Raw genomic sequence first — 22,518 nt, 5'->3', positions numbered from 1 at the left:
TGGTGGCGACCCAGGAAAGCTTCGCGCGCATCAGCGAAGAAGCGGCGGGGCGCCTACAGGACATCAGTGGCAAGGTTGCCAACACCCAATCCACTGCCGTGTCGGGCAGCGAAGCGATGCGGGCCGAGATCAAGCAGTTGCAGGACCAGTTGGCACAGCAGACCCAGCAGCAGAGTGGTGTGGCCGGTCAGCAGAGCACCTTGCAGACACGTCTGGAGCAGGCGGCGTCGCAAGTGGCCGCGCAGCAGGCGCTCAACGAGCAGTTGCAGGCGCAGTTGAAGAGCCTGGGCAGCGAGCTTGCCGCACTCAAGCAGGCCCAGCCGGATACCGGCAAGTTGCAGGCACGCCTGGATAGCCTGGACGGCGAGCTGGCCGCATTGAAGAAGAGCAACCCCAGCGCGCAATTGGAGCGTCTGGAGCAGGACCTGATCGTGCTCAAGAGCGAGCAGGAGAATCGCCCGGCGGCCAGCAGTGGGCCGAGCGTCAATGAATTCGATGCGTTTCGCGGGCAGGCGACGCGCAGCTTGACCACCTTGCAGAGTCAGGTGCAGAACCTGCAACAGCAGATCAGTCAGCTGCGGCGCTGAACGGCCGGGCGCGCCTGGTAGCGGCCCGGCCTGCCGCTTACATGCGCGGGTAGTCCAGATAGCCAGCAGCGCCCTTGGCGTAGAACGTTTCAGGGTGTGGCTCGTTCAGCGGTGCATCGGCCTGCAGGCGCTCGGGCAGGTCGGGGTTGGCGATGTACGGCACGCCGAAGGCCACGGCATCGGCGATGCCGTTGGCCAGGGCAGCGTTGGCCGAAGCCTTGTCGAAACGCTCGTTGACGATGTACGGACCGCCGAATGCATCACGCAGTTGCGCGGCCAGGCTGTCTTCCCCTTCCTTCTCGCGGGCACAGATGAACGCGATGCCACGCTTGCCCAGCTCGCGGGCCACATAGGTGAAGGTTTCGGCGCGGTTGGCGTCGCCCATGTCATGCAGGTCGGCGCGTGGCGAGAGGTGCACGCCGACACGGTCGGCGCCCCAGACGTCGATGGCCGCATCGGTCACTTCCAGCAGCAGGCGCGCGCGATTTTCCAGCGAGCCGCCGTAGGCGTCGGTGCGCTGGTTGGTGCTGCTCTGCAGGAACTGGTCGAGCAGGTAGCCGTTGGCGCCGTGGATTTCCACGCCGTCGAAGCCGGCGGCCTTGGCGTTTTCCGCGCCCACACGGTAGGCCTCGACGATGTCGGCGATTTCAGCGGTTTCCAGCGCCCGTGGCGTTTCGAAACCGGTGATCGGACGCACCAGGCTGACGTGGCCGTCAGCGGCGATGGCGCTGGGGGCCACCGGCAGTTCGCCGTTCAGGTACAGCGAATGGGAGATACGGCCCACGTGCCACAGCTGCAGCATGATCCGCCCACCGGCGGCGTGTACGGCCTGGGTGACGTTGGCCCAGCCACGCACCTGGTCGTTGGACCAGATGCCGGGGGTGTCAGGGTAACCAACGCCCATGGGCGTGACCGAGGTCGCTTCGCTGAGTATCAGACCGGCGCTGGCGCGTTGCACGTAGTAGTCGGCCATCATCTGGTTCGGCACGCGGCCTTCGTCGGCGCGGCAGCGGGTCAGTGGGGCCATGATGATGCGGTTCGGCAGTTCCAGCGCGCCGAGCTTGATCGGGTCGAAAAGTGTAGTCATGGAAAACAGCCTCTATCAGTGAGTGGCAGGTGCCAGGTCCGGAGTCCGGGTCTGGCGAAAAGTGATCAGGGTGACGATCAGGGCGAGCACGGCCAGGACCGCCGCGGCCAGTGGCACGCTGGTCAGGCCGAGGCCGCCGGCGATGACGGCGCCGCCGAACCAGGCGCCCAGGGCGTTGCCAACGTTGAAGGCGCTGATGTTCAGGGTCGACACCAGGTTGGGTGCCGACTTGCCGAAGGTCACCACGTTGATCTGCAGCGCAGGCACGGCGGCGAAGGCCGCAGCGGCCCACAGGAACAGGGTGATTTCGGTGGGAATGACGGCGACTGCGGTCCAGCTCAGCGCGGTGGACACCACCGCCATGGCCGCGAACACGCCGACCAGGGTCGCGCCCAGGCGTCGATCCGCCAGCTTGCCGCCGATGATGTTGCCCACGGTCAGGCCCAGGCCGATCAGCAGCAGGGTGTAGGTGACGCCGCGCGGCGAGATGCCGGTGACATCGCCCAGCAGCGGCGCGATGTAGGTGAACAGAGTGAACATCGACGCGGCGAACAAGGCCGTCATGCTCAGCGACAGCCAGATCCCGGCGCCCTTGAGCGCCGACAGTTCGGCGACCATGTCCAGCTTGGCTTCTTCGCGATTGCTGGGCAGAAAACGCAGCAGACCGATCAGGGCGACGACGCCGATCAGCGTCACCACCCAGAAGGTCGAACGCCAGCCTGCGGCCTGGCCCAATGCGGTGCCCAGCGGCACACCCAGCACGTTGGCCAGGGTCAGGCCGGTGAACATCAGGGCCACGGCCGAAGCGCGCTTGTTGGGCGCGACCAGCCCCGCAGCCACCACCGAACCGATGCCGAAGAAGGCGCCGTGGGACAACGCGGTGACCACCCGGGCGAACATCAGCACGTTGTAGTCGCTGGCGATCGCGCACAGCAGGTTTCCGATGATGAAGATGCCCATCAGCACCACCAGCGCCGCCTTGCGTGGCAGGCGCGCGGTGGCCAGGGCCATGAATGGGGCGCCAATGGCGACGCCCAGGGCGTAGCCGGTGACCAACCAGCCGGCGCTGGGGATGCTCACGCCGAGATCGCCCGCCACATCGGGCAGCAGGCCCATGATGACGAACTCGGTGGTGCCGATGGCGAAAGAGCTCAGCGCCAGGATCAGCAGGGATAGAGGCATGGAAAAATCCTTGTCAGAGCTGTTCGCTCATTTGCGCGAGAAACGCCTGGATGACGTCCTCGTTGCGTTTGAAAAAGTGCCACTGGCCAACCTTCTTGCTGCTGATCAGGCCGGCCCGTTGCAGGGTCGCCAGATGGGCGGAGACGGTTGACTGCGAGAGGCCGCAGCGTTGATCGATCTGCCCGGCACACACACCGTTTTCGGTGCTGTGGTGCTGATCGGGAAACTGCCCCTGGGGATCCTTGAGCCACGCCAGGATTTCCCTGCGCACGGGGTGGGAGAGGGCTTTTATTATTTCGTCGAGATCAAGAGGCATGACGGACTCGGCTTATATCGGGACGGGACGAAATATATATCTGTATTTCGCGATATACAAATATGATTGCGTGCTAACGAAGGGTCGTTCGGCTATATCGGGTTATAACGATACAGGCGCAATGGTGCTAAGCTGCCGGCATGAACTACCTCGCGCACCTTCACCTCGGCGGTCCTTTACCTGAGCAGCTGCTCGGCAGCCTCTATGGCGATTTCGTCAAGGGTCGCCTGGAGGGGCGCTTCAGCGCGCCCTTGGAAGCCGGCATCCGGCTGCATCGGCAGATCGACGCGTTCACCGACAGCCATCCGCTGGTGCTGGCTGCCATCGGCCGTTTTCCGGCAGAGCGGCGACGTTATGCCGGGATCATCGTCGACGTGTTCTTCGATCACTGCCTGGCGCGGCACTGGGCGGATTATTCACAGCAGCCGTTGGCGGACTTCTCACGCCACGTCTATCGCGTGCTGGCCGCCGAAGCCGACCTGCCCGGACGGCTGGCGGCCATGGCGCCACACATGATCGCCGAGGATTGGCTGGGGTCGTACCGCGATTTCCGGGTCATCGAACGGGTGCTGCAAGGCATCTCGCGGCGCTTGTCCAGGCCAGAGGGACTGGCCGGGGCGTTCGAGGAAGTACAGGCGCTGTATGAGCCGCTGAGCGAGGATTTTCGGGCGTTCTATCCGGTGGTGCAGGGGTTCGCTCGGGAGATGCGGTGATTGTGCCGACGCTTTCGCGGGCAGAGGGCTCGCCGCCCGCCCCGCTCCCACATTCCCCACCTCCCTACCATGTGGGAGCAGGGAATGTGGGAGCGGGCTCTGCCCGCGAAGGACACACCGCGGTCTTCCAGACTCACGCCGCCTGCCGTACCTCTTCAACCTCACCGAACAACGCCACCCGCACCGCCTCCTGCGCTTCAAAGGCCAGCGCCGCCCGTTCCTTGCCGGTGCTGGCAATCGGCGTCAGCACCTGAATCAACACCTGCCCGCGCGGCTGGGCAAACAGACGCAACAAGTGCGCCAACAGATCGTCATCGCCCACGAACGGCGCGATCGGATCCAGATCGCCGCCCCGTTCATAGCGGATTGCGATCGGCTGCACCGCCACGCCGGCATCGATGGCGCTGGACATCAGCCGCCCATGGAACGTCCGCAGGCTGTGTCCATCGGTGGTCGTGCCTTCGGGGAAGATCATCAGGTCCAGATCGTTGCGCAGGTGCTGGGTCATCTGCCGGCGGATCAGCTGGCTGTCGCCTGCGCCGCGGCGGATGAACAGCGTCCCCGCCTTGAGCGCCAGCCAGCCAGCCACCGGCCAGGTGCGGACTTCGGCCTTGGACAGGAACGAAAGCGGCGCCAGCATGCCGAGCAGCGGGATGTCGGTCCAAGACACGTGATTGCCGACCCACAGCATGGGCGTGCGTGGCAACTCGCCCTGCACGGTGACCTCGAAGGGCAGGGCATTGCTCAGCCGTTCCATGAACCAGCGCGACCAACGCTGGCGCCGCTCCATGCAGTTCGGTACGCGCAGCCGCTCCAGCAGGCTGAACGTCCCGGCCAGCGCCAGGCCCAGACCGATCACCCAGAGCAGCCGCAGGATGCGCGCGTAGACGCGCCAGCGCGGCATCACACGGCCGCCTTGAAGTGGCGGGCATAGCGCGGGCAGAGGTCGTCGCGCTTGAGCAGGATGAACACGTCGGCCACCTGGAAATCCGGGTCCCAGCACGGCTCGCCGCAGATCTTCGCGCCGAGGCGCATGTAGGCCTTGAGCAGCGGCGGCAGTTCGGCGATGACGTTGCCGGGAATGTCCAGGCTCGGCAATGGCATCTTCGGCTCGGCGCGCAAGTGCTCGGTGCACAGGTAGCGCTCGCGCAGCCGCTGCATGATCGCCTGGGCCTGGATGCCGCCGTCCTGCATCGGAATGCTGGCGCAACCCATCAGGTAATCGTAGCCGCCTTCGTTGAGCACCTCGGCCAACTCGCCCCAGAGCACCGCGATGGTGCCGCCGTTGCGATAGGCCGGCGCAACACAGGTGCGGCCGATTTCCAGGATCGAACCTTGCAGATGCCGCAGACCGTGCAGGCTGAATTCCTCTTCGCTGTAGAAGCGGCCCAGCCGATTGGCCGCTTGATGGTCGAGCAGGCGGGTGGTCGCCACCAGCCGCCCGGTGGCCAGGTCGCGCACCCCGATGTGCTGACAGTGGGCATCGTAGTCGTCGACGTCCAGACCCAGCTCGGCGCTCTTGAGCGTGGCGTTGAGTTCGGTGCTGAACACGGCGAAGCGCAGGGCCTGGGCCTCGTGCAGAGCTTGCGGGCCGGTGAGGCGTTCGGCCTGCAGACGGCGTTCGGTACGGGTGTCGCCAGAGCGTGCGATCTGAGTCATTGCAAGTCTCCAAAAGCCGGCCGGTGAGTGCGGCAGGTCGATTTTGCTAGGCATGGCCAGCCTAGGAAGACGCGGTGTCACCCCTGTGAAGCTTTGGTGATGCTTGCGTGACAGACCCGGCGGCCGCATGCCACACAACTCTTGCAGCGAACGGCTGTCATACCCGCACTGCACACTCGCGCCAACCCCGCTCACGAGCCTTTCCCGCATGTCGCGTCTGTTTATCCTGTCGATCTTTCTGCTGTGCTCGGTATCGGTGGGTGCGCAAAGCTGGCCGTCCGCGCAGTGGCGCCAGGCATTGGCACCGGCGTCGCCGGCCATTGCCGAGCTGGAGCGCTATGCGTTCGTGCCGCGCGATGACGTCACGCGCGAAGGCGTGCGCACCGACGCCTTGCTGGTCATCCGCGACGGCGAGATCGTCTACGAGCGCTACGCCGGGCCAGGCGCCGCTGATCGGGTGCATACCACCTGGTCGATCAGCAAGAGCCTGCTGGCCACGGTGATGGGCGTGGCCTACGGCGAAGGGCGCTTCGCCCTGGAGGATGCCGCTGCCGACTATTTCCAGCCGCTCGACTCCCATCGTGACATCCGGGTCGAGGACCTGTTGCACTGGGCCTCGGGGCTGGACTGGGAGGAGGACTACGAATACGCACCGCTCAATTCATCGGTGGTGGCGATGCTCTACACACGCGGCCGCCAGGACATGGCCAGCTACGCTGCCAGCCACCGACGTGCCCATGCCCCCGGCGAACGGTTTCGTTACTCCAGCGGCGACAGCAATCTGCTCGCCGCCGCGCTGCGCAACATGGTCGGCCTGCATGAATATCCGGACTACCCCTGGCAGGCGCTGTTCACCCCGCTGGGCATCGACCGGGCGGTGTGGGAAACCGATGCCAGCGGCACCTTCGTCGCCTCTTCATATGCCTACCTGACCGCGCGGGATCTGGCGCGCGTGGGCCTGCTCATGCAGCGCGATGGCCAATGGCAGGGCCGGCAGTTGCTGCCTCAGGCCTGGGTGGCCTTAAATCGCACCCCATTCGCCCCGAGCCAGGACGTGCCGGGCGAGCCGGCCGCAGGCGCGCATTGGTGGCTCAACAGCAACGCCGCCTGGCCCCATGCCCCCCGCAGCACCATGGCGGCGCTGGGGCACTGGGGACAAGCCCTGTACGTGTTGCCCGAGCAACGCCTGGTGATCGTGCGCTATGCCGACGATCGCGATGCCAGCTTCAGCCATGATGCACTGCTGCAACGGCTGCTGGCCGCCTTTGCCCCAGAGGTTGGCCAATGAGCACCGGCAAGCGCGCCTGGGTGGCCCTCAGCCTGCTGCTATCGCTGGCGGCGGCCACATGGCTGTGGCACGAGCGCACACAGTTGCTGGCATTTCCGGACATCCTCAGTGCCTATTCGGCAAAAGAGTACTGTTCATGCCGCTACGTCATGCAAAACAGCGTCGAGTACTGTCAGAGCTACATCAGACAGTATCTGCCGCTGAGCAGCCTGAGCGAAGACTCGGGCCAGCGGCGGGTCCTGGCCAGTGGCCTGGGACGCAGCAACACGGCAGCCTGGGTCGGTCCGCGGCAAGGCTGCCGGTTGATTCCGGGGAGTGATGGATGAAACTGCCCGAGCCACGATGCCCGCGCCGATCACTGGCCTCTTCTTTCACTTGGTTACAGGACTGCCCATGCATGATTCGAATGGCTTGCAAGCGACCCCACCTGTCATGAAGGGGCGCTGATGTGGGCGGGCCGGTGTTCCCATGGCGCAATTCCAGCGAGTTCGAACTGCTCATCGATGGGCCGCAGTTCTTTCCGCGCATGCTCGAACGCATCGGCCAGGCCGAGCACACGATTGATCTCGAACTCTACCTGGTGGAAGCCGGTGCCTGCGCCGGGGCTGTGGTCCAGGCACTGCAGGCGGCTGCAGTGCGTGGTGTTCAGGTGCGCTGCCTGTTCGACCATTACGGCTCGCTGGCCTTCACTGCGGAACTGCGCGCGCAGCTGACCGACGCCGGCGTCGAACTACGCTTCTACAACCCGATCAGCTGGCGTCGCGGCGTGCTCAACCTGTACCGCGACCACCGCAAACTGCTGCTGGTGGACCAGCAATGGGCGATGGTGGGCGGCACTGGTGTGACCGATGAATTCTGGCAGCCGGATGAAAGTGTCAGCGAATGGCACGAAGTGATGGTCGCCATCACCGGCACTTTGGTTGCCGATTGGCAGATGCTGTTCGACCGCCAATGGCGTGCCAACCTGAGGCGCACTGCCTGGCGCCCGCCGACCCATTTCGGCCTCGCGCGCGTGCCGCCCATGCCCGAAGGCGGCCAAGGGCTGGGTCGGGTAGCCTACGCGGACGCTCGTCAACATCGCGACATCCTCCAATCACTGGTGCGCGCGCTCAACAGCGGACAGCGGCGCATCTGGCTGGCGACGCCGTATTTCCTGCCGACCTGGAAGGTGCGCCGTTCGCTGCGCCGGGCGGCCAGTCGCGGCCTGGATGTGCGGCTGCTACTCACCGGCCCGCGCACCGACCATCCCTCGGTGCGCTACGCCGGGCACAATTATTACCCCAAGCTGCTCAGGGTCGGGGTCAAGATCTACGAATACCAACCCTGTTTCCTGCACCTGAAAATGGTCTTGATCGATGACTGGGTCAGTGTCGGTTCCTGCAACTTCGACCACTGGAACCTACGCTTCAACCTGGAAGCCAACCTCGAAGCGCTCGATCCCGGCCTGACCGAGGCGGTCGAGCGCAGCTTCACCACCGACTTTGCGGCCAGCCACGAAGTCAGTCTGAGCGATTGGCGCCGCCGGCCGTTCTGGGGGCGGGTCCAGCAGCGCATCTTCGGCTGGATGGATCGCCTGAGCGTGGCCGTGTTCCGCCGCCGCGGCTGAAGCTGCTCGGCAGGCGTGGCCGGATGCCGGGCAGGGCTCTACACTGTCGCGCTACTGCGCACAGGACACCTCAGTGACTTCCAGCATCTTCTGGTACGACTACGAAACCACCGGCATCAATCCGCGCTGCGACCGGCCCTTGCAGGTCGCCGGGATCCGCACCGATGCCGATCTCAACGAGATCGCCGCGCCAGTCAATCTGTACTGCCAGCCCAGCGACGACATTCTTCCGCACCCTGCGGCCTGCATGATCACCGGCATCACCCCCGAACGCCTGGCCGACCGTGGCCTGAGCGAGGCCGATTTCATGACCCGGGTCCACGCACAACTGGCCATGCCCGGTACCTGCGGAGCCGGCTACAACACCCTGCGCTTCGATGACGAGATGACCCGTTACAGCCTGTACCGCAATTTCTTCGACCCCTATGGGCGGGAATGGCAGGGTGGCAACAGCCGGTGGGACCTGATCGACGTGGTGCGGGCGGCCTATGCCCTGCGTCCGGACGGCATCGAATGGCCAGAGGTGGACGGGCGCGCCAGCATGCGCCTGGAGCTGCTCACGGCGGCCAACGGCATCGACCATGGGCAGGCCCATGACGCGCTGTCCGACGTCCGCGCTACCATCGCCCTTGCACGTTTGATCCGCCAGCGCCAACCCAAACTGTACGACTGGCTGTTTCAAATGCGCAGCAAACAACGGGTGCAGCAAAACATTCAGCTGTTGCAGCCGCTGGTACATGTTTCCGGTCAATTCGGTGCAGCGCGACGCTATGCCGCAGTGGTTCTGCCACTGGCTTGGCATCCGACCAATCGCAATGCGTTGATCGTCTATGATCTGGCTCACGATCCCCAACCCTTGATCGAACAAAGTATCGAAGTATTGCAAGAGCGATTGTACAAGCGGCGTCAGGATCTGGCCGAGGGCGAAGCGCCCGTGCCTTTGAAACTTCTGCACATCAATCGTTGCCCGGTCATCGCGCCCCTCAACGTATTGCGCGATGAAGATTGGCAGCGCCTCAATCTGGATAAACCGCTCTATCAGGCTCGAGCGATGCGCTTATGCAATGACCAGCCGCAATGGCATTACAAATTGTCACCGCTCTATCAAACGACGACGTTTCCCGAGAGTGCCGATCCAGAGCAGCAGTTGTACGACAGCTTCATTGGCGACCGCGACCGATTATTGTGTGAACGCATTCGTACATTGGATCCACAACAGTTGGCGAGCGCTGACTGGGTGTTCGATGACCCGCGACTGCCCGAATTATTGTTTCGCTATAGAGCGCGCAACTTTCCTGACACTCTGAATCCTCTTGAAACACAGCGCTGGTTGCAATTCTGCCAACAGCGCTTGAGTGATCCTGTGTTTGGCGCACCCAACACGCTGCAAGGTTTCAATGCCGCGCTGGGCGAGTGCATGGCCAAGGCCGATCCGACGCAGACGCAGGTTCTGCGGCATTGGCAGGCCTACGCTCAGGCACTGGCGGCACGCGTGGGCATGATGTCTCATTGAGCTGAAGAGACCCCATAAAAAAACGCCAGTCCTGGGACTGGCGTTCTTTGATTGGCACGATACGACTTAACAAGATGTAACGATTAGCCCAGGAAAGTGGCCCAGGTTTCGACCACATCGCCACCCCACTTGGCTTTCCATTCTTTCAGGGTCTTGTGGTTGCCACCTTTGGTTTCGATGACTTCACCGTTGTGCGGGTTCTTGTATTGCTTGACCTTGCGCGCACGCTTGGTGCCGGTAACTTTTCCGGTGGCAGGGCGCGGTGCCTTGTTCAACTTGGCTTCCGGGTCCAGCAGGGCGATGATGTCGCGCAGCGATTTCTGGTATTCGCCCATCAGGGTGCGCAATTTGCCTTCGAATTCCAGTTCGGTTTGCAATTTGTCGTCTTGCGACAGGTTTTTCAAGCGGGCTTGAAGCTCTTTGATGGCTTCTTCTGTAGCGCGATATTCGTTGATCAGGGACATGGTGATACCTCGGGAATGCAAGTGTCAGTGAAAACAGTGGGGTGATAATAAGCATCCTTCCGAACCAAGTAAACAATTAACGTGAACAGCGTTTTGCGCCGGGCCGGTTATCCACGATTCAGGTGAAGGGTTTTTCATGTTTACATCCGCACATCTATATAATACCTGCCTCTGTATCGACACTGTGGTCGTCGGCGCCGATCGGCGCAGCAGGGCGGCTCTGCACCTGACAGCCAAGGCTGCAATCAATACTGCAGACTTGCCCGTCAACCGCTAGAATGGCGCCCTTTGCGAAGTTTCTGGAGTTTGAATACATGCGCACTTTTCGGCTGGTGACCGCTTGCCCGGACCGCGTTGGCATCGTTGCCAAAGTCAGCCATTTCCTGGCGTCCCACAATGGCTGGATCACCGAATCGAACCACCACTCCGATGACCAGAACGGTTGGTTCTTCATGCGCCACGAAATTCGTGCCGACACCCTGCCGTTCGACATCGAGGCGTTCCGCGCCGCGTTCGCGCCCATCGCCGAAGAATTCGCCATGGAATGGCGGGTCACCGACACCGCGCAGAAGAAGCGCGTGGTGCTCATGGCCAGCCGCGAATCCCACTGCCTTGCCGACCTGCTGCACCGCTGGCACAGCAACGAGCTGGACTGCGACATCGCCTGTGTGGTGTCCAACCACGATGACCTGCGCAGCATGGTCGAATGGCATGGCATTCCCTACTACCACGTGCCGGTCGACCCTGCGGACAAACTGCCGGCGTTTGCCGAGGTCTCGCGCTTGGTCGATCAGCACCAGGCCGACGTTGTGGTGCTGGCGCGCTACATGCAGATCCTGCCGCCGCAGCTGTGCCAGGCCTATGCCGGCAAGATCATCAACATCCATCACAGCTTCCTGCCGTCCTTTGTCGGTGCCAAGCCGTACCATCAGGCCTCGCTGCGCGGCGTGAAACTGATCGGTGCTACCTGCCACTACGTGACCGAAGAGCTGGACGCCGGTCCGATCATCGAGCAGGACGTGGTCCGGGTAAGCCACAGCGACAGCATCGACGACATGGTGCGTTTCGGCCGCGACGTGGAGAAGATGGTCCTGGCCCGTGGCCTGCGCTATCACCTGGAAGATCGGGTGATGGTGCACGGCAACAAGACCGTCGTGTTCAGCTGAACATGAACGAGCCCGGCGACAAGGCCAGCGCAAAGCCGTTGCCGGTGCTCGGGGCGGGTTGCGCGAGCCGTTATGATCCCGAAGCGCTGAGCGAAGAGCACGGCACCGAGTTTCCCGGTGCCGAGGCGTTGTGGGCGCAACAGGTATCGGAACGGCAGCAGGGTGCGCCTGCCCGCGACGCCGACGCGCCTGCCGAGCTCAAGCCTGACGAGCCCGCAGCAACTTGTTGAGCAGGGGCTTGCCCAGCAGGGCAACGAACACCGGGCCGCCGGCGATCAGGTAGAAATAGTAGGTCACCAGTCGCCAGATCAGGATGGCGGCAGCGGCGGTCGACTTGCCTACCATGGGCGCCAGCAACGCGGCCGAGGCCAGCTCGGCCGCGCCCGCGCCACCGGGCAACAGGCTGAACTGGCCGGCACTCAGGGCCAGCATCTGGATCAGGAAACTCCACGCCCAGTCCACTTCGCTACCCAATCCCTGCAAGGTGAAATACAACACGCTGTAGCGCAACGTCCAATGTACGCAGGTCAAGGCGAACACCTGGGCGAGCACGCGGCGGGGCAGGCGGAAATTGTCGGCGAAGGCGTCCAGAAAGTGCAGCAGCTTGCGTGCCCAGCGCCGGCGCGTGGCCGGCTTGATTCGCAGCAGTCGCAGGAATCGACCGTTGAGCTTGATCGCCGGGCGGTGATAGCGCGCCAGGACTGCGCAGGCGACCAAGGCCCCGGCCATCAGGATGCCGCTGGCCAACAGCATGCTTTCCAGTGCCTGGCTGAGGTTGTGAAACAGCGCGTAGACCAGAATGCACAGCAGGGCGAAAAAGAAGAACATCAGATCGTTGAGTTGGTCCATGGCGAACACGGCGCTGGTCTTGGCCGCGCCGATGCCATGCCGGCCGAGCAGCGCCAGCAGTGTCAGCGGTGCGCCGCTGCCGCCAGGGGTGGCGCAATAGGCGAACTCTGCGGCCATCACCACGGCCACGGTCTTCAGCCGACCGATGCGCGCCGCCTGCTCGGCCAGCAGCAGGCGCAGGCGCATGGCATTCACCACCCAGCCGACACAGATCATGCCGAACATGCCCAGCAGCAGAAGCAACGAGAACCCGCGCAGGCGCTGAAGCATTTCGGTGCCGCCCATGATCACTGGAATCAGTACGGCGACGACGATGATCAGGACCAGCCACAGCATTCGGTTCATGGCTGGTGGTTCGCCGCGAGGTTGCAGGGAAGCGAAAGGGGAGTGCGCTGCATGGGAAAGTCCGTATGGGCCGGCGCCAGGCCGTCGTGGCCGAGATGATAGCCGCGTCGGGGGGATTCGTCAGCGGCTTGGCGTTGTGGGGCAGTTGATCTTGGGTTGATTGTGCTGGCCTCTTCGCGGGCNNGGCAGAGGGCTCGCCGCCCGCCCCGTTCCCACAGAGGTGGGTACGGATGTGTGTGGGAGCGGGTCTCTGCCCGCGAAGAGGCCCTCACCGACTCCCACAGAAATGGTTCCAGCGCACGTTTTTCCTGCACACCGGTCTGTTTGGCATTACGCTGCCCTATGCTTCATTGAATAACAGCAGAGGTGCAAGATGACGGATGCCAGACACGTACTGTTCGGTGCCGATTCCAGCGGTGAACCCGTAGGCCTGGACCTGCGCTTGGCCAACCGCCATGGTTTGATCGCCGGGGCCACCGGGACCGGCAAGACGGTAACCCTGCAGCGCCTGGCCGAGGCGTTCAGCGAGGCCGGGGTGGCGGTGTTTGCCGCCGATATCAAGGGTGACCTGTGTGGCTTGGGTGCCAGCGGCAACCCTCAGGGCAAGATCGCCGAACGCATTGCCCAGATGCCTTGGCTCAATTATCGCCCGCAGGCCTGCCCGGTCACGCTGTGGGACATCCACGGCCAATCCGGCCATCCGCTGCGAACCACGCTCAGCGAAATGGGGCCGCTGCTGCTGGGCAGCCTGCTGGAGCTCACCGACAGCCAGCAGTCGGCGCTGTACGCCGCCTTCAAGGTGGCCGATCGCGAAGGCCTGCTCCTGCTCGACCTCAAGGACCTCAAGGCCTTGCTCAATCACCTCCGGGACAATCCTGAGCTGCTGGGCGACGACAGCGCCTTGATGACCACGGGATCGAGCCAGGCCCTGTTGCGCCGTCTGGCCAGCCTGGAACAACAGGGCGCCGAAGCGCTGTTCGGCGAGCCGGCCTTGCGCCTGGAAGACATTCTGCACCCCGACGCCGAGGGTCGTGGCCGCATCCATTTGCTCGACGCCAGCCGCCTGGTCCACGAAGCCCCCAAGGTCTATGCCACGTTCCTGCTGTGGCTGCTGGCCGAACTGTTCGAGCAGTTGCCCGAGCGCGGTGATGCCGACAAGCCGCTGCTGGCATTGTTCTTCGACGAAGCCCACCTGCTGTTCAACGGCACGCCAAAGGCCTTGCAGGATCGTCTGGAACAGGTGGTGCGGTTGATCCGTTCCAAGGGCGTTGGCGTGTACTTCGTCACTCAGTCGCCCAGCGACCTGCCCGATGCAGTGCTGGCTCAGCTGGGCCTGCGCATCCAGCACGGCCTGCGTGCATTCACCGCCCGCGAGCAGAAGGCCTTGAAGGCCGTCGCCGAGGGCTTCCGGCCCAACCCCGAGTTCGACACTCTGGCCGTGCTGACCGAATTGGGCACGGGTGAAGCCTTGGTCGGGACGCTGCAGGAAAAGGGCACCCCGGCGATGGTCCGGCGGGTCGCGATCGCGCCACCGCAGTCGCGCATCGGCCCACTGACAGACGCCGAGCGCGCGGCCACGGTGCGGAACTCGCCGCTCGCCGGTCGCTACGACAAACCGATCGACCGCGAATCCGCCTATGAAATGCTGACCACGCGCAAACTGCCGCCGACGGCGGATCCCGTACAGCCATCGGAGCCGAGCCTGGCCGACAAGGCCGGCGAGTTTCTCAGTGGGGCAGCAGGGCAGGCGTTGAAGTCGGCGATGCGCCAGGCTGCCAACCAGTTCGGCCGCCAGTTGGTGCGTGGCTTGATGGGCTCCCTGTTGGGAGGGAGCAAGCGCAAGTAGCGCAGGAGGTTTCTTCAGCCATGCAAAAAGGCGCCCGTGGGCGCCTTTTTGCAGAGTGTCACGCGGTGGTCATCCCACCAGTTGGCTGGCCAACCAGAACAGACCGGCCGCCAGGCCCATGGAGGCCGGGAGGGTCAGCACCCAGGCCAACATGATGGTACGAACCGTGCCACCTTGCAGGCCGCTCTTGTTGGCCACCATGGTCCCGGCCACGCCCGAGGACAAGATGTGGGTGGTCGAGACCGGCAGGCTGAACACGTTGGCCGCGCCGATCGCACAGGCGGTGACGATCTGAGCCGACATGCCCTGCGCATAGGTCATGCCCTGCTTGCCGATCTTCTCGCCGATGGTCAGAACCACACGCTTCCAGCCGACCATGGTACCGATACCCAACGCCAGGGCCACGGCCAGAATCACCCAGAACGGCGAATACTCGGTGGTGGCAGTGAGGTCCTTGCGCAATTTCTCCAGGTCGGATTTCTCGCGCGGCTCCAGTGCCGGCAGCTTGCCGACCTTCTTCGCCGTGTCATCCAGGCAGAGCAGGTAGCGACGCACTTCGATACGGTGTTCGGCAGCCAGCGAGTGGTAGTCGGAGACGCCATCAAGAGTGCTCAGCAGCGCCGCGATGGTCGGTTCTGTCTGCTGTGGATTGCAGCTGAATTTCTCCGGCAGATCGCCCTGCTGAGCTTTGCCCAGCGCCAGGAATTCACCCAGGGTGGCCTGGTTGCGCTGGTAGAACTGGCTCAGGTGCTGGGTCGCGTCGCGGGTCCGCTCGATCTGGTAGGTGGTCGCGTTCAGGTCCAGCACGAACTGCTGCGGAACGATACCGATCAACACCAGCATGATCAGGCCGATGCCCTTCTGGCCATCGTTGGAACCGTGCACGAAGCTCACGGCCATGGCCGACAGGACCAGCACCAGGCGATTCCAGAACGGTGGGTGTTTCTTGTCGTCCAGCTTGCGGCGCTGCTCAGGCGTCTTGTGCATCTTGGAGGTCGGACGCCACCACTTCAGACCGATCAACACCAGGGCCGCCGCCACGAAGCCGGCCAGCGGCGAGAACACCAGCGAGGCACCGATATCGATCGCCTTCTGCCAGTTGACGCCATCGCCCAGTGGGATGTCGTTGATCAGCGCGTTAGCCAGGCCCACGCCCAGAATCGAGCCGATGAGGGTGTGCGAGCTCGACGCCGGAATGCCGAAGTACCAGGTGCCCAGGTTCCAGGTAATGGCCGCGGCCAACAGCGAGAACACCATGGCCAGGCCGTGTCCGGTGTTGACGTTGATCAGCAACTCGACCGGCAGCAGGTGAACGATTGCGTAGGCCACGCCGACGCCGCCCAGCAGTACACCGAGGAAGTTGAAGATACCGGACAGGAACACCGCCAGATGGGGCGGCATGGCCTTGGTATAGATGACTGTGGCGACCGCGTTGGCGGTGTCATGAAAGCCGTTGATGAATTCGAAGGTGAGTACGAATGCCAGCGCTAAGAACAGGCTGATCAGCACCCACGCATCCAGTGCGCTGAATAATTCGATCATGAAGGTTTTGTGACCGGGCCATTGAGGGGGCGCGATTATGCCAGAAATCGACGCGGTATGACCCCCCAGGCGCTGACCGGTGGGTCCGCTTTTCGAGCGATTGGGCAAGGGTCGCAGCGCATGGCTTGCAGACGAGCCTGGCTTGAGCCCCGAAAATTCGGGCTATCGATAGGCCGCCATAAAGCCGTAAGCCAGACGAAAAATTCAAACGGTCGTATGAAATTTGTCAGCGGATGACGCAATTCTGAAGGCAATTGACGTGGCACAAGCGACCGATAGCCGCCTGCCACGCCTGTGTCATGCGTTCTGTTGCTCGAGATCCTTTTCGATCTTCTGGATCTCTTCCTGAAAGGCCTGATCGAGAATGCTGGCACGTTTGCGCCACGGTTTGCGTTCTGGATCTGGCTGAGCGGCATAGGTGGTGATCTCACCGCCGTAGACTTCCTTGTAACGTTGTTCCTGGCGCTCCAGTTGCGCGCGCAGTTCGTCTTTCGTCACTTTTATTACTCTGTTATTTGGAAAGTTGAAACCCACCGATGAGGCGTCGAGAGCCGCCTGGCAGTTGGAGCCCGCATTGTAGCCGGTTGCAACCGCGACGGGGCAGGCCGTTCATTCGGTGTGTATCAATGTGCACAGCACAATCTGAGAAAGCACAGACAGGAATAAGTTTCAGGACCGCATGGCAATGCCATCTTGCCCGAAATCGGATCAGCGCAATGGATTTGCGATTATCGCCCACCGGTCCGATAATCGCCCTCGGTCGGTTTCGAACATTCCAGAGGGCAGCACCATGAGCGAACACACACCACCGGCAGGCCCGTCAGCGACCGGTTCGAAAGTGCCACAGCGCCCTGCGTTCAGCTCACTGGCCCCGCCGATCGTCGCATCGCCCGCCAAGCGCATCCAAGCCTTCACTGGCGACCCGGACTTCATGACCTCGCTGGCCCGCGGACTGGCGGTGGTGCAGGCGTTCCAGGAGCGCAAGCGACACCTGACCATTGCGCAGATCAGCCACCGGACGGAAATTCCCCGCGCTGCCGTGCGGCGCTGTCTTCATACCCTGATCAAGCTGGGTTATGCCACCACCGATGGGCGCACCTACTCGCTGCTGCCCAAAGTGCTGACCCTGGGCCATGCCTACCTGTCCTCGACACCCTTGGCCGTCTCGGCGCAACCCTACCTGGACCGCATGAGTGAGCAGTTGCACGAAGCCTGCAACATGGCCACCCTCGAAGGCGATGACATCCTCTACATCGCCCGTTCGGCCACGACTCAGCGGCTGATTTCGGTGGACCTTTCGGTGGGCGGTCGACTGCCGGCGTATTGCACTTCCATGGGTCGCATCCTGCTCGCGGCACTCGACGACGCGTCGCTGCACGAATACCTGCAGCACACCGATCTTGCGCCCAAGACCAGTCGCACCCTGACCAACAAAACCGCGTTGCTGGAGTGTTTGGAACGGGTTCGTCAGCAGGGCTGGTGCATCGTCGATCAGGAGCTGGAGCAAGGGCTGCGCTCGATTGCCGTGCCGGTGTACGACGCGTCGGGGCAGGTATTGGCCGCGCTCAATGTCAGCACCCACGCTGGTCGCGTCACCCGGGCCGAGCTTGAGCAGCGTTTTTTGCCGATCATGCTGTCGGCCAGTCGCGATCTGAGTGCGCAACTGTTCGCTTGAACGCTTGGCGGGGGCTCTGCATGGCAGTGTGCGGTGACCGCACACATCCGCCAGTGCCCGATTGACCCGGCCGGGGCGCGCTGACTAATGTCCATCGCATCGACCGCTCAAGCGGTCGCCAATAAAAATAGCGAGGATCACCTCATGCGCAACGCCTTCAGCTTTTGCTCCTTTTCCGTTCCGACGCTCGCCACGCGACACCCCTAGACCTTCGACTGCCCAGGCATGCGGCCGCATGGCCCGCATCGACGTGCCCGTCTTTCCCGGACAATCACAATGACAAGAACAACAATGAACAAACCTGCCAACGCTGCGGGGCTGTGCCTGGATGTGCAGACCCTGATCAACGACCGACCGCTGTCGCGCTATCAATGGCGCGTGGTCATCCTGTGTTTCCTGATCGTCTTCCTCGACGGGCTGGACACCGCCGCCATGGGCTTCATCGCACCTGCGCTGTCGCAGGAGTGGGGCATCGACCGCGCCAGCCTCGGACCGGTGATGAGCGCCGCATTGATCGGCATGGTGTTCGGCGCCCTGGGCTCCGGGCCATTGGCCGACCGTTTCGGGCGCAAGCTGGTGCTGGTCGGCGCCGTGCTGGTGTTCGGCGGGTTCAGCCTGGCTTCGGCCTACAGCAGCAACGTCGATCAGCTGTTGATCCTGCGCTTTCTCACCGGGTTGGGGTTAGGGGCCGGCATGCCCAACGCCACTACGCTGTTGTCCGAGTACACCCCGGAGCGCTTTCGTTCGCTGCTGGTGACCAGCATGTTCTGTGGGTTCAACCTCGGCATGGCCGGGGGCGGGTTCATGTCCGCCAAGCTGATTCCCGCCTTCGGCTGGCACAGCCTGCTGCTGCTCGGCGGTGTGCTGCCGCTGGTGCTGGCGGTGGTGTTGATGATCTGGCTGCCCGAGTCGGCGCGGTATCTGGTGGTGCGCAACAAGGGTGTGGAAAAGATACGTCGCACTCTGGCGCCGATCGACCCGGAGCAAGTGGCGCGGGCCGAGCGCTTCAGCGTGCCCGAACAGAAAACCGTCAAGGCGAGCAACGTGCTGGCCGTGATCTTTTCCGGCACCTACCGCGCCGGCACCTTGCTGCTGTGGTTGACCTACTTCATGGGTCTGGTGATCGTCTACCTCTTGACCAGCTGGCTGCCGACGCTGATGCGCGAGAGCGGCGCGAGCCTGGAGCAGGCCGCGTTCATCGGCGCGCTGTTCCAGTTCGGCGGTGTGCTGAGTGCCGTGGGCGTGGGCTGGGCCATGGACCGGTTCAACCCGCACAAGGTCATTGCCACGTTCTACCTGCTCGCTGGGGTGTTCGCCTACGCGGTCGGGCAAAGCCTGGGCAACATCACGCTGCTGGCGACGCTGGTACTGATTGCCGGCATGTGCGTCAACGGCGCGCAGTCGGCCATGCCGTCGCTGGCCGCGCGCTTCTACCCCACGCAAGGGCGTGCCACCGGGGTGTCCTGGATGCTGGGGATCGGCCGTTTCGGCGCGATCCTGGGGGCCTGGATGGGCGCGACCTTGCTGGGCCTCGGCTGGAATTTCGAACAGGTCCTGACCGCGCTGGTCGTTCCTGCCGTGCTGGCCACCGTGGCCTTGTTGATCAAGAGTCGGGTCAGCCACGCCGACGCGACCTGAAGCACGCCGCTGTAGCGTTCGATTATCGAACGGATAGTCGATAATCGGATTGTTCGTGAAGAGCTGGCGCCCTAACCTGTACGCCAGCTTCATTCAAACAAGATGGCTCACAGTATCGAGGAGTCCTGCCCACATGGCTGCAATCCTGTCGCTTACCGATGCGGTGAAGCAATTCGTCAACGATGGTGACACCGTCGCGCTCGAAGGCTTCACCCACCTGATTCCAACCGCCGCAGGTCACGAGATCATTCGTCAAGGCAAGAAAGACCTGACGCTGGTCCGCATGACCCCCGACCTGATCTACGATCAGTTGATCGGCGCCGGTTGCGCTCGCAAGTTGATCTTCTCGTGGGGCGGCAACCCCGGTGTCGGCTCGCTGCATCGTCTGCGCGACGCGGTCGAGAAGCAGTGGCCCCAGCCGCTTGAGATCGAAGAACACAGCCATGCCGACCTGGCCAATGCCTACGTCGCCGGCGCCTCCGGCCTGCCGTTCGCGGTCCTGCGGGCCTACGCCGGTTCCGATCTGCCCAAGGTCAACCCGCTGATCAAGACAGTCACTTGCCCGTTCACCGGCGAAGTGCTCGCGGCCGTACCTTCGGTACGCCCTGACGTCACCGTGATTCACGCGCAGAAAGCCGACCGCAAGGGCAACGTGCTGCTGTGGGGCATTCTGGGGGTGCAGAAGGAAGCGGCCCTGGCCGCCAAGCGCTGCATCGTCACGGTCGAGGAAATCGTCGATGACCTCAACGCGCCGATGAACAGCTGCGTGTTGCCGACCTGGGCGTTGGCCGCCGTGTGCCATGTGCCCGGTGGTGCGCATCCGTCCTACGCCCATGGCTACACCGAGCGCGACAACGTGTTCTACCAGGCCTGGGACCCGATCGCCCGCGACCGGGCGACCTTCACCGCCTGGATCGACACGTACATCCGCGGTACCCAGGACTTCAGCGAATACCAGGCGAAACTGGCCAGCGCAGCGCAGGTGACCCCATGACTTACTCCACCAACGAGATGATGACCGTCGCAGCCGCGCGGCGTCTGCAAAACGGCGCGGTGTGCTTCGTCGGCATCGGCCTGCCGTCCAAGGCCGCCAACCTGGCCCGTCTGACCTCCTCGCCGGACGTGGTGCTGATCTACGAGTCCGGCCCGATCGGCGCGAAACCCACTGTACTGCCCCTGTCCATCGGCGATGGCGAACTGGCGGAAACCGCCGACACCGTCGTGCCTACCGGTGAGATCTTTCGCTACTGGCTGCAAGGCGGACGCATCGATGTGGGCTTTCTCGGCGCCGCTCAGGTCGACCGTTTCGGCAACATCAACACCACTGTAGTGGGCGACTACCATCAGCCCAAGGTCCGTCTGCCGGGCGCCGGTGGTGCACCGGAGATTGCAGGTTCGGCCAAGAGCGTGTTGATCATTCTCAAACAGTCGCACCGCAGCTTCGTCGAGAAGCTCGATTTCGTCACCTCGGTCGGCCATGGCGAAGGCGGCGATTCGCGCAAGCGCCTAGGCCTTCCAGGACAGGGGCCGGTAGGGATCATCACCGACCTGTGCATCATGGAGCCTGAAGCCGGCTCCAACGAATTCGTGGTGACGTCCATTCACCCGGGCGTGACGCGTGAACAAATCAGCGCAGCCACCGGCTGGCCGATCCGCTTCGCCGACCAGGTGCAGACCACGGCCGAGCCTGACGCCACGGAACTTGAAGCGTTGCGCGCCCTGGAAGCACGCACGGCGGCCGCCCACGGCCAGGCACCGGGAGAAGCATGATGCGCGACGTATTCATTTGCGATGCGGTGCGCACGCCCATCGGTCGCTTCGGCGGCAGCCTGGCCCACGTTCGCGCCGACGATCTGGCCGCCGTGCCGCTCAAGGCGTTGCTCGAACGCAACACTAGCGTGGACTGGGCGCAGCTGGACGAAGTGTTCATGGGCTGTGCCAACCAGGCGGGCGAAGACAACCGCAACGTCGCACGCATGGCGCTGCTGCTGGCCGGCTTGCCCGAGGGCGTGCCTGGCGTGACCCTCAACCGCCTGTGCGCTTCGGGCATGGATGCGGTGGGAACAGCGTTTCGCGCCATCGCCAGTGGCGAAATGGAGCTGGCGATTGCCGGCGGCGTCGAATCGATGTCGCGCGCGCCTTTCGTCATGGGCAAGGCCGATGCCGGTTTTTCCCGCAACATGAAACTGGAAGACACCACCATCGGTTGGCGTTTCATCAACCCCCTGATGAAGGCCCAGTATGGCGTCGATGCAATGCCGCAGACGGCAGATAACGTGGCCGACGATTGCCAGGTCTCCCGTGAAGACCAGGACGCTTTCGCCGTGCGCAGCCAGCAGCGCACCGCTGCCGCACAGGCGGCGGGCTTCTTCGCCGAAGAGATCGTGCCGGTACGGATTCCGGGTAAGAAGGGCGAAACCGTGGTCGAGCAGGACGAGCATCCGCGCGCCGACACCACCCTGGAAACCCTGGCCAGGCTCAAGCCGGTCAACGGCGCCGACAAGACGGTGACGGCGGGCAACGCGTCGGGTGTCAACGACGGCGCCGCCGCGATGATCCTCGCCAGCGCCGAGGCGGTGCAAAAGCACGGCCTGACTGCCCGTGGCCGCGTGCTGGGCATGGCCAGTGCCGGGGTAGCACCGCGGGTCATGGGGGTCGGTCCGGTGCCGGCCGTACGCAAACTGCTCGAACGCCTGAACCTGGCGGTCGAGGACTTCGACGTGATCGAGCTCAACGAGGCGTTCGCCAGCCAGGGCCTGGCGGTGCTGCGCGACCTGGGGCTGGCGGACGATGCCGCGCAGGTCAATCCGAACGGCGGTGCGATTGCCTTGGGTCATCCGCTGGGCATGAGCGGTGCGCGGCTGGTGTTGACGGCGCTGCATCAGTTGGAAAAAAGCGGCGGCAAGCGCGGGCTGGCGACGATGTGCGTAGGGGTAGGGCAGGGGTTGGCGTTGGCGATCGAGCGGGTTTGAGGGGGAACTGACGGGGCTCCTCTCCGGCAGCGGGGGCGGCGCCCCCCCCCCCCCCCCACACACACCCGCC

The 22,518-nt window shown here is 63.8% G+C and carries 23 protein-coding genes; 14 read left to right on the top strand and 9 right to left on the bottom strand.

What is annotated here, in order from left to right; genetic code table 11:
* A partial coding sequence (locus B2V21_RS02865; protein ID WP_286915977.1) for an ATPase occupies positions 1-587 on the top strand: 587 nt, incomplete at its 5' end.
* 37 nt (positions 588-624) lie between these two features.
* On the opposite strand, the gene B2V21_RS02860 is transcribed toward B2V21_RS02865, so the two are convergent.
* The 3 genes from B2V21_RS02860 to B2V21_RS02850 are packed head-to-tail and all read right to left on the bottom strand — an operon-like array spanning position 625 to position 3,172.
* Positions 625-1,674, bottom strand: coding sequence for an alkene reductase (locus B2V21_RS02860; protein WP_049860654.1), 1,050 nt, complete (start codon positions 1,672-1,674; stop codon positions 625-627).
* A gap of 15 nt (positions 1,675-1,689) precedes the next feature.
* A complete protein-coding gene (locus B2V21_RS02855) occupies positions 1,690-2,856 on the bottom strand; it encodes an MFS transporter (RefSeq protein WP_286915976.1) in 1,167 nt (388 codons plus the stop codon).
* 13 nt (positions 2,857-2,869) lie between these two features.
* Positions 2,870-3,172, bottom strand: coding sequence for an ArsR/SmtB family transcription factor (locus B2V21_RS02850; RefSeq protein WP_049860656.1), 303 nt, complete (start codon positions 3,170-3,172; stop codon positions 2,870-2,872).
* A 140-nt stretch (positions 3,173-3,312) separates the two neighbouring features.
* Here B2V21_RS02850 and B2V21_RS02845 point away from each other — a divergent pair, with 140 nt between their 5' ends.
* The gene (locus B2V21_RS02845; RefSeq protein ID WP_286915975.1) at positions 3,313-3,885 is read left to right on the top strand and encodes an ACP phosphodiesterase; all 573 of its coding nucleotides are present in this window, start codon (positions 3,313-3,315) and stop codon (positions 3,883-3,885) included.
* A 133-nt stretch (positions 3,886-4,018) separates the two neighbouring features.
* Here B2V21_RS02845 and B2V21_RS02840 read toward each other — a convergent pair whose 3' ends face one another.
* Both B2V21_RS02840 and olsB read right to left on the bottom strand, forming a co-directional pair.
* A complete protein-coding gene (locus B2V21_RS02840; protein ID WP_286915974.1) occupies positions 4,019-4,789 on the bottom strand; it encodes a lysophospholipid acyltransferase family protein in 771 nt (256 codons plus the stop codon).
* Positions 4,789-5,544, bottom strand: coding sequence for an L-ornithine N(alpha)-acyltransferase (gene olsB, locus B2V21_RS02835; protein WP_049860659.1), 756 nt, complete (start codon positions 5,542-5,544; stop codon positions 4,789-4,791). Before olsB ends, B2V21_RS02840 begins: the two co-directional genes overlap by 1 nt.
* A 208-nt stretch (positions 5,545-5,752) precedes the next feature.
* On the opposite strand from olsB, the gene B2V21_RS02830 reads away from it, so the two are divergent.
* The 4 genes from B2V21_RS02830 (at position 5,753) to sbcB (ending at position 9,951) form a co-directional block, all read left to right on the top strand.
* Positions 5,753-6,832, top strand: coding sequence for a serine hydrolase domain-containing protein (locus B2V21_RS02830; protein ID WP_286915973.1), 1,080 nt, complete (start codon positions 5,753-5,755; stop codon positions 6,830-6,832).
* Positions 6,829-7,158: an amidase gene (locus B2V21_RS02825; RefSeq protein ID WP_282346830.1), complete on the top strand. Its 330-nt coding sequence runs from the start codon at positions 6,829-6,831 to the stop codon at positions 7,156-7,158. The genes B2V21_RS02830 and B2V21_RS02825 overlap by 4 nt, the downstream gene beginning before the upstream one ends.
* A 122-nt stretch (positions 7,159-7,280) precedes the next feature.
* Positions 7,281-8,438: a phospholipase D-like domain-containing protein gene (locus B2V21_RS02820; protein WP_286915972.1), complete on the top strand. Its 1,158-nt coding sequence runs from the start codon at positions 7,281-7,283 to the stop codon at positions 8,436-8,438.
* 73 nt (positions 8,439-8,511) lie between these two features.
* The gene (sbcB, locus tag B2V21_RS02815) at positions 8,512-9,951 is read left to right on the top strand and encodes an exodeoxyribonuclease I (RefSeq protein ID WP_286915971.1); all 1,440 of its coding nucleotides are present in this window, start codon (positions 8,512-8,514) and stop codon (positions 9,949-9,951) included.
* 83 nt (positions 9,952-10,034) lie between these two features.
* Here the strand turns inward: sbcB and mvaT are convergent, their stop codons facing one another.
* Complete coding sequence (mvaT, locus tag B2V21_RS02810; protein WP_049860664.1) at positions 10,035-10,415, bottom strand: histone-like nucleoid-structuring protein MvaT; 381 nt, start codon at positions 10,413-10,415, stop codon at positions 10,035-10,037.
* Between the two features lie 314 nt (positions 10,416-10,729).
* On the opposite strand from mvaT, the gene purU reads away from it, so the two are divergent.
* The gene (gene purU, locus B2V21_RS02805) at positions 10,730-11,581 is read left to right on the top strand and encodes a formyltetrahydrofolate deformylase (RefSeq protein ID WP_056845086.1); all 852 of its coding nucleotides are present in this window, start codon (positions 10,730-10,732) and stop codon (positions 11,579-11,581) included.
* Positions 11,582-11,583: 2 nt separating this feature from the next.
* Positions 11,584-11,811 (top strand): hypothetical protein, encoded by a 228-nt coding sequence (locus B2V21_RS02800; protein WP_286915970.1) that lies wholly within the window; start codon positions 11,584-11,586, stop codon positions 11,809-11,811.
* On the opposite strand, the gene B2V21_RS02795 is transcribed toward B2V21_RS02800, so the two are convergent.
* Positions 11,780-12,775: a lysylphosphatidylglycerol synthase transmembrane domain-containing protein gene (locus B2V21_RS02795; protein ID WP_056845088.1), complete on the bottom strand. Its 996-nt coding sequence runs from the start codon at positions 12,773-12,775 to the stop codon at positions 11,780-11,782. The genes B2V21_RS02800 and B2V21_RS02795 overlap by 32 nt on opposite strands.
* Before the next feature lie 373 nt (positions 12,776-13,148).
* Between B2V21_RS02795 and B2V21_RS02790 the strand changes: the two genes are divergently transcribed.
* Complete coding sequence (locus B2V21_RS02790; RefSeq protein WP_286915969.1) at positions 13,149-14,621, top strand: helicase HerA-like domain-containing protein; 1,473 nt, start codon at positions 13,149-13,151, stop codon at positions 14,619-14,621.
* Positions 14,622-14,690: 69 nt separating this feature from the next.
* Here the strand turns inward: B2V21_RS02790 and B2V21_RS02785 are convergent, their stop codons facing one another.
* Both B2V21_RS02785 and B2V21_RS02780 read right to left on the bottom strand, forming a co-directional pair.
* Positions 14,691-16,163: an inorganic phosphate transporter gene (locus B2V21_RS02785; RefSeq protein WP_049860669.1), complete on the bottom strand. Its 1,473-nt coding sequence runs from the start codon at positions 16,161-16,163 to the stop codon at positions 14,691-14,693.
* A gap of 297 nt (positions 16,164-16,460) precedes the next feature.
* A complete protein-coding gene (locus B2V21_RS02780) occupies positions 16,461-16,661 on the bottom strand; it encodes a hypothetical protein (protein ID WP_049860670.1) in 201 nt (66 codons plus the stop codon).
* A 292-nt stretch (positions 16,662-16,953) separates the two neighbouring features.
* On the opposite strand from B2V21_RS02780, the gene pcaR reads away from it, so the two are divergent.
* The 5 genes from pcaR (at position 16,954) to pcaF (ending at position 22,448) form a co-directional block, all read left to right on the top strand.
* On the top strand, positions 16,954-17,838 hold the full coding sequence (pcaR, locus tag B2V21_RS02775; protein ID WP_049860671.1) for a pca regulon transcriptional regulator PcaR: 885 nt from the start codon (positions 16,954-16,956) through the stop codon (positions 17,836-17,838).
* Positions 17,839-18,129: 291 nt separating this feature from the next.
* On the top strand, positions 18,130-19,476 hold the full coding sequence (locus tag B2V21_RS02770; RefSeq protein ID WP_049860672.1) for an MFS transporter: 1,347 nt from the start codon (positions 18,130-18,132) through the stop codon (positions 19,474-19,476).
* Positions 19,477-19,609: 133 nt separating this feature from the next.
* Positions 19,610-20,470, top strand: coding sequence for a CoA transferase subunit A (locus tag B2V21_RS02765; RefSeq protein ID WP_043186954.1), 861 nt, complete (start codon positions 19,610-19,612; stop codon positions 20,468-20,470).
* Positions 20,467-21,246, top strand: coding sequence for a CoA-transferase subunit beta (locus B2V21_RS02760; protein ID WP_056845092.1), 780 nt, complete (start codon positions 20,467-20,469; stop codon positions 21,244-21,246). The genes B2V21_RS02765 and B2V21_RS02760 overlap by 4 nt, the downstream gene beginning before the upstream one ends.
* Positions 21,243-22,448, top strand: coding sequence for a 3-oxoadipyl-CoA thiolase (gene pcaF, locus B2V21_RS02755; protein WP_286915968.1), 1,206 nt, complete (start codon positions 21,243-21,245; stop codon positions 22,446-22,448). The genes B2V21_RS02760 and pcaF overlap by 4 nt, the downstream gene beginning before the upstream one ends.
* Positions 22,449-22,518: the final 70 nt, after the last annotated feature.

The organism is Pseudomonas sp. UBA6276 (genome assembly GCF_002438365.1).
GTDB lineage: Bacteria > Pseudomonadota > Gammaproteobacteria > Pseudomonadales > Pseudomonadaceae > Aquipseudomonas > Aquipseudomonas coleopterorum.
The sequence above is the reverse complement of the archived record's forward strand: the minus strand, read 5'-3'. Positions and strand labels throughout refer to the sequence as shown.

What these genes read in the sequence shown, in the direction of transcription:
- B2V21_RS02860 (WP_049860654.1), bottom strand. Translation starts at nt 1,674, where the DNA reads ATGACTACACTTTTCGACCCGATCAAGCTCGGCGCGCTGGAACTGCCG.
- B2V21_RS02855 (WP_286915976.1), bottom strand. Translation starts at nt 2,856, where the DNA reads ATGCCTCTATCCCTGCTGATCCTGGCGCTGAGCTCTTTCGCCATCGGC.
- B2V21_RS02850 (WP_049860656.1), bottom strand. Translation starts at nt 3,172, where the DNA reads ATGCCTCTTGATCTCGACGAAATAATAAAAGCCCTCTCCCACCCCGTG.
- B2V21_RS02845 (WP_286915975.1), top strand. Translation starts at nt 3,313, where the DNA reads ATGAACTACCTCGCGCACCTTCACCTCGGCGGTCCTTTACCTGAGCAG.
- B2V21_RS02840 (WP_286915974.1), bottom strand. Translation starts at nt 4,789, where the DNA reads ATGCCGCGCTGGCGCGTCTACGCGCGCATCCTGCGGCTGCTCTGGGTG.
- olsB (WP_049860659.1), bottom strand. Translation starts at nt 5,544, where the DNA reads ATGACTCAGATCGCACGCTCTGGCGACACCCGTACCGAACGCCGTCTG.
- B2V21_RS02830 (WP_286915973.1), top strand. Translation starts at nt 5,753, where the DNA reads ATGTCGCGTCTGTTTATCCTGTCGATCTTTCTGCTGTGCTCGGTATCG.
- B2V21_RS02825 (WP_282346830.1), top strand. Translation starts at nt 6,829, where the DNA reads ATGAGCACCGGCAAGCGCGCCTGGGTGGCCCTCAGCCTGCTGCTATCG.
- mvaT (WP_049860664.1), bottom strand. Translation starts at nt 10,415, where the DNA reads ATGTCCCTGATCAACGAATATCGCGCTACAGAAGAAGCCATCAAAGAG.
- purU (WP_056845086.1), top strand. Translation starts at nt 10,730, where the DNA reads ATGCGCACTTTTCGGCTGGTGACCGCTTGCCCGGACCGCGTTGGCATC.
- B2V21_RS02800 (WP_286915970.1), top strand. Translation starts at nt 11,584, where the DNA reads ATGAACGAGCCCGGCGACAAGGCCAGCGCAAAGCCGTTGCCGGTGCTC.
- B2V21_RS02795 (WP_056845088.1), bottom strand. Translation starts at nt 12,775, where the DNA reads ATGAACCGAATGCTGTGGCTGGTCCTGATCATCGTCGTCGCCGTACTG.
- B2V21_RS02790 (WP_286915969.1), top strand. Translation starts at nt 13,149, where the DNA reads ATGACGGATGCCAGACACGTACTGTTCGGTGCCGATTCCAGCGGTGAA.
- B2V21_RS02785 (WP_049860669.1), bottom strand. Translation starts at nt 16,163, where the DNA reads ATGATCGAATTATTCAGCGCACTGGATGCGTGGGTGCTGATCAGCCTG.
- pcaR (WP_049860671.1), top strand. Translation starts at nt 16,954, where the DNA reads ATGAGCGAACACACACCACCGGCAGGCCCGTCAGCGACCGGTTCGAAA.
- B2V21_RS02770 (WP_049860672.1), top strand. Translation starts at nt 18,130, where the DNA reads ATGAACAAACCTGCCAACGCTGCGGGGCTGTGCCTGGATGTGCAGACC.
- B2V21_RS02765 (WP_043186954.1), top strand. Translation starts at nt 19,610, where the DNA reads ATGGCTGCAATCCTGTCGCTTACCGATGCGGTGAAGCAATTCGTCAAC.
- B2V21_RS02760 (WP_056845092.1), top strand. Translation starts at nt 20,467, where the DNA reads ATGACTTACTCCACCAACGAGATGATGACCGTCGCAGCCGCGCGGCGT.
- pcaF (WP_286915968.1), top strand. Translation starts at nt 21,243, where the DNA reads ATGATGCGCGACGTATTCATTTGCGATGCGGTGCGCACGCCCATCGGT.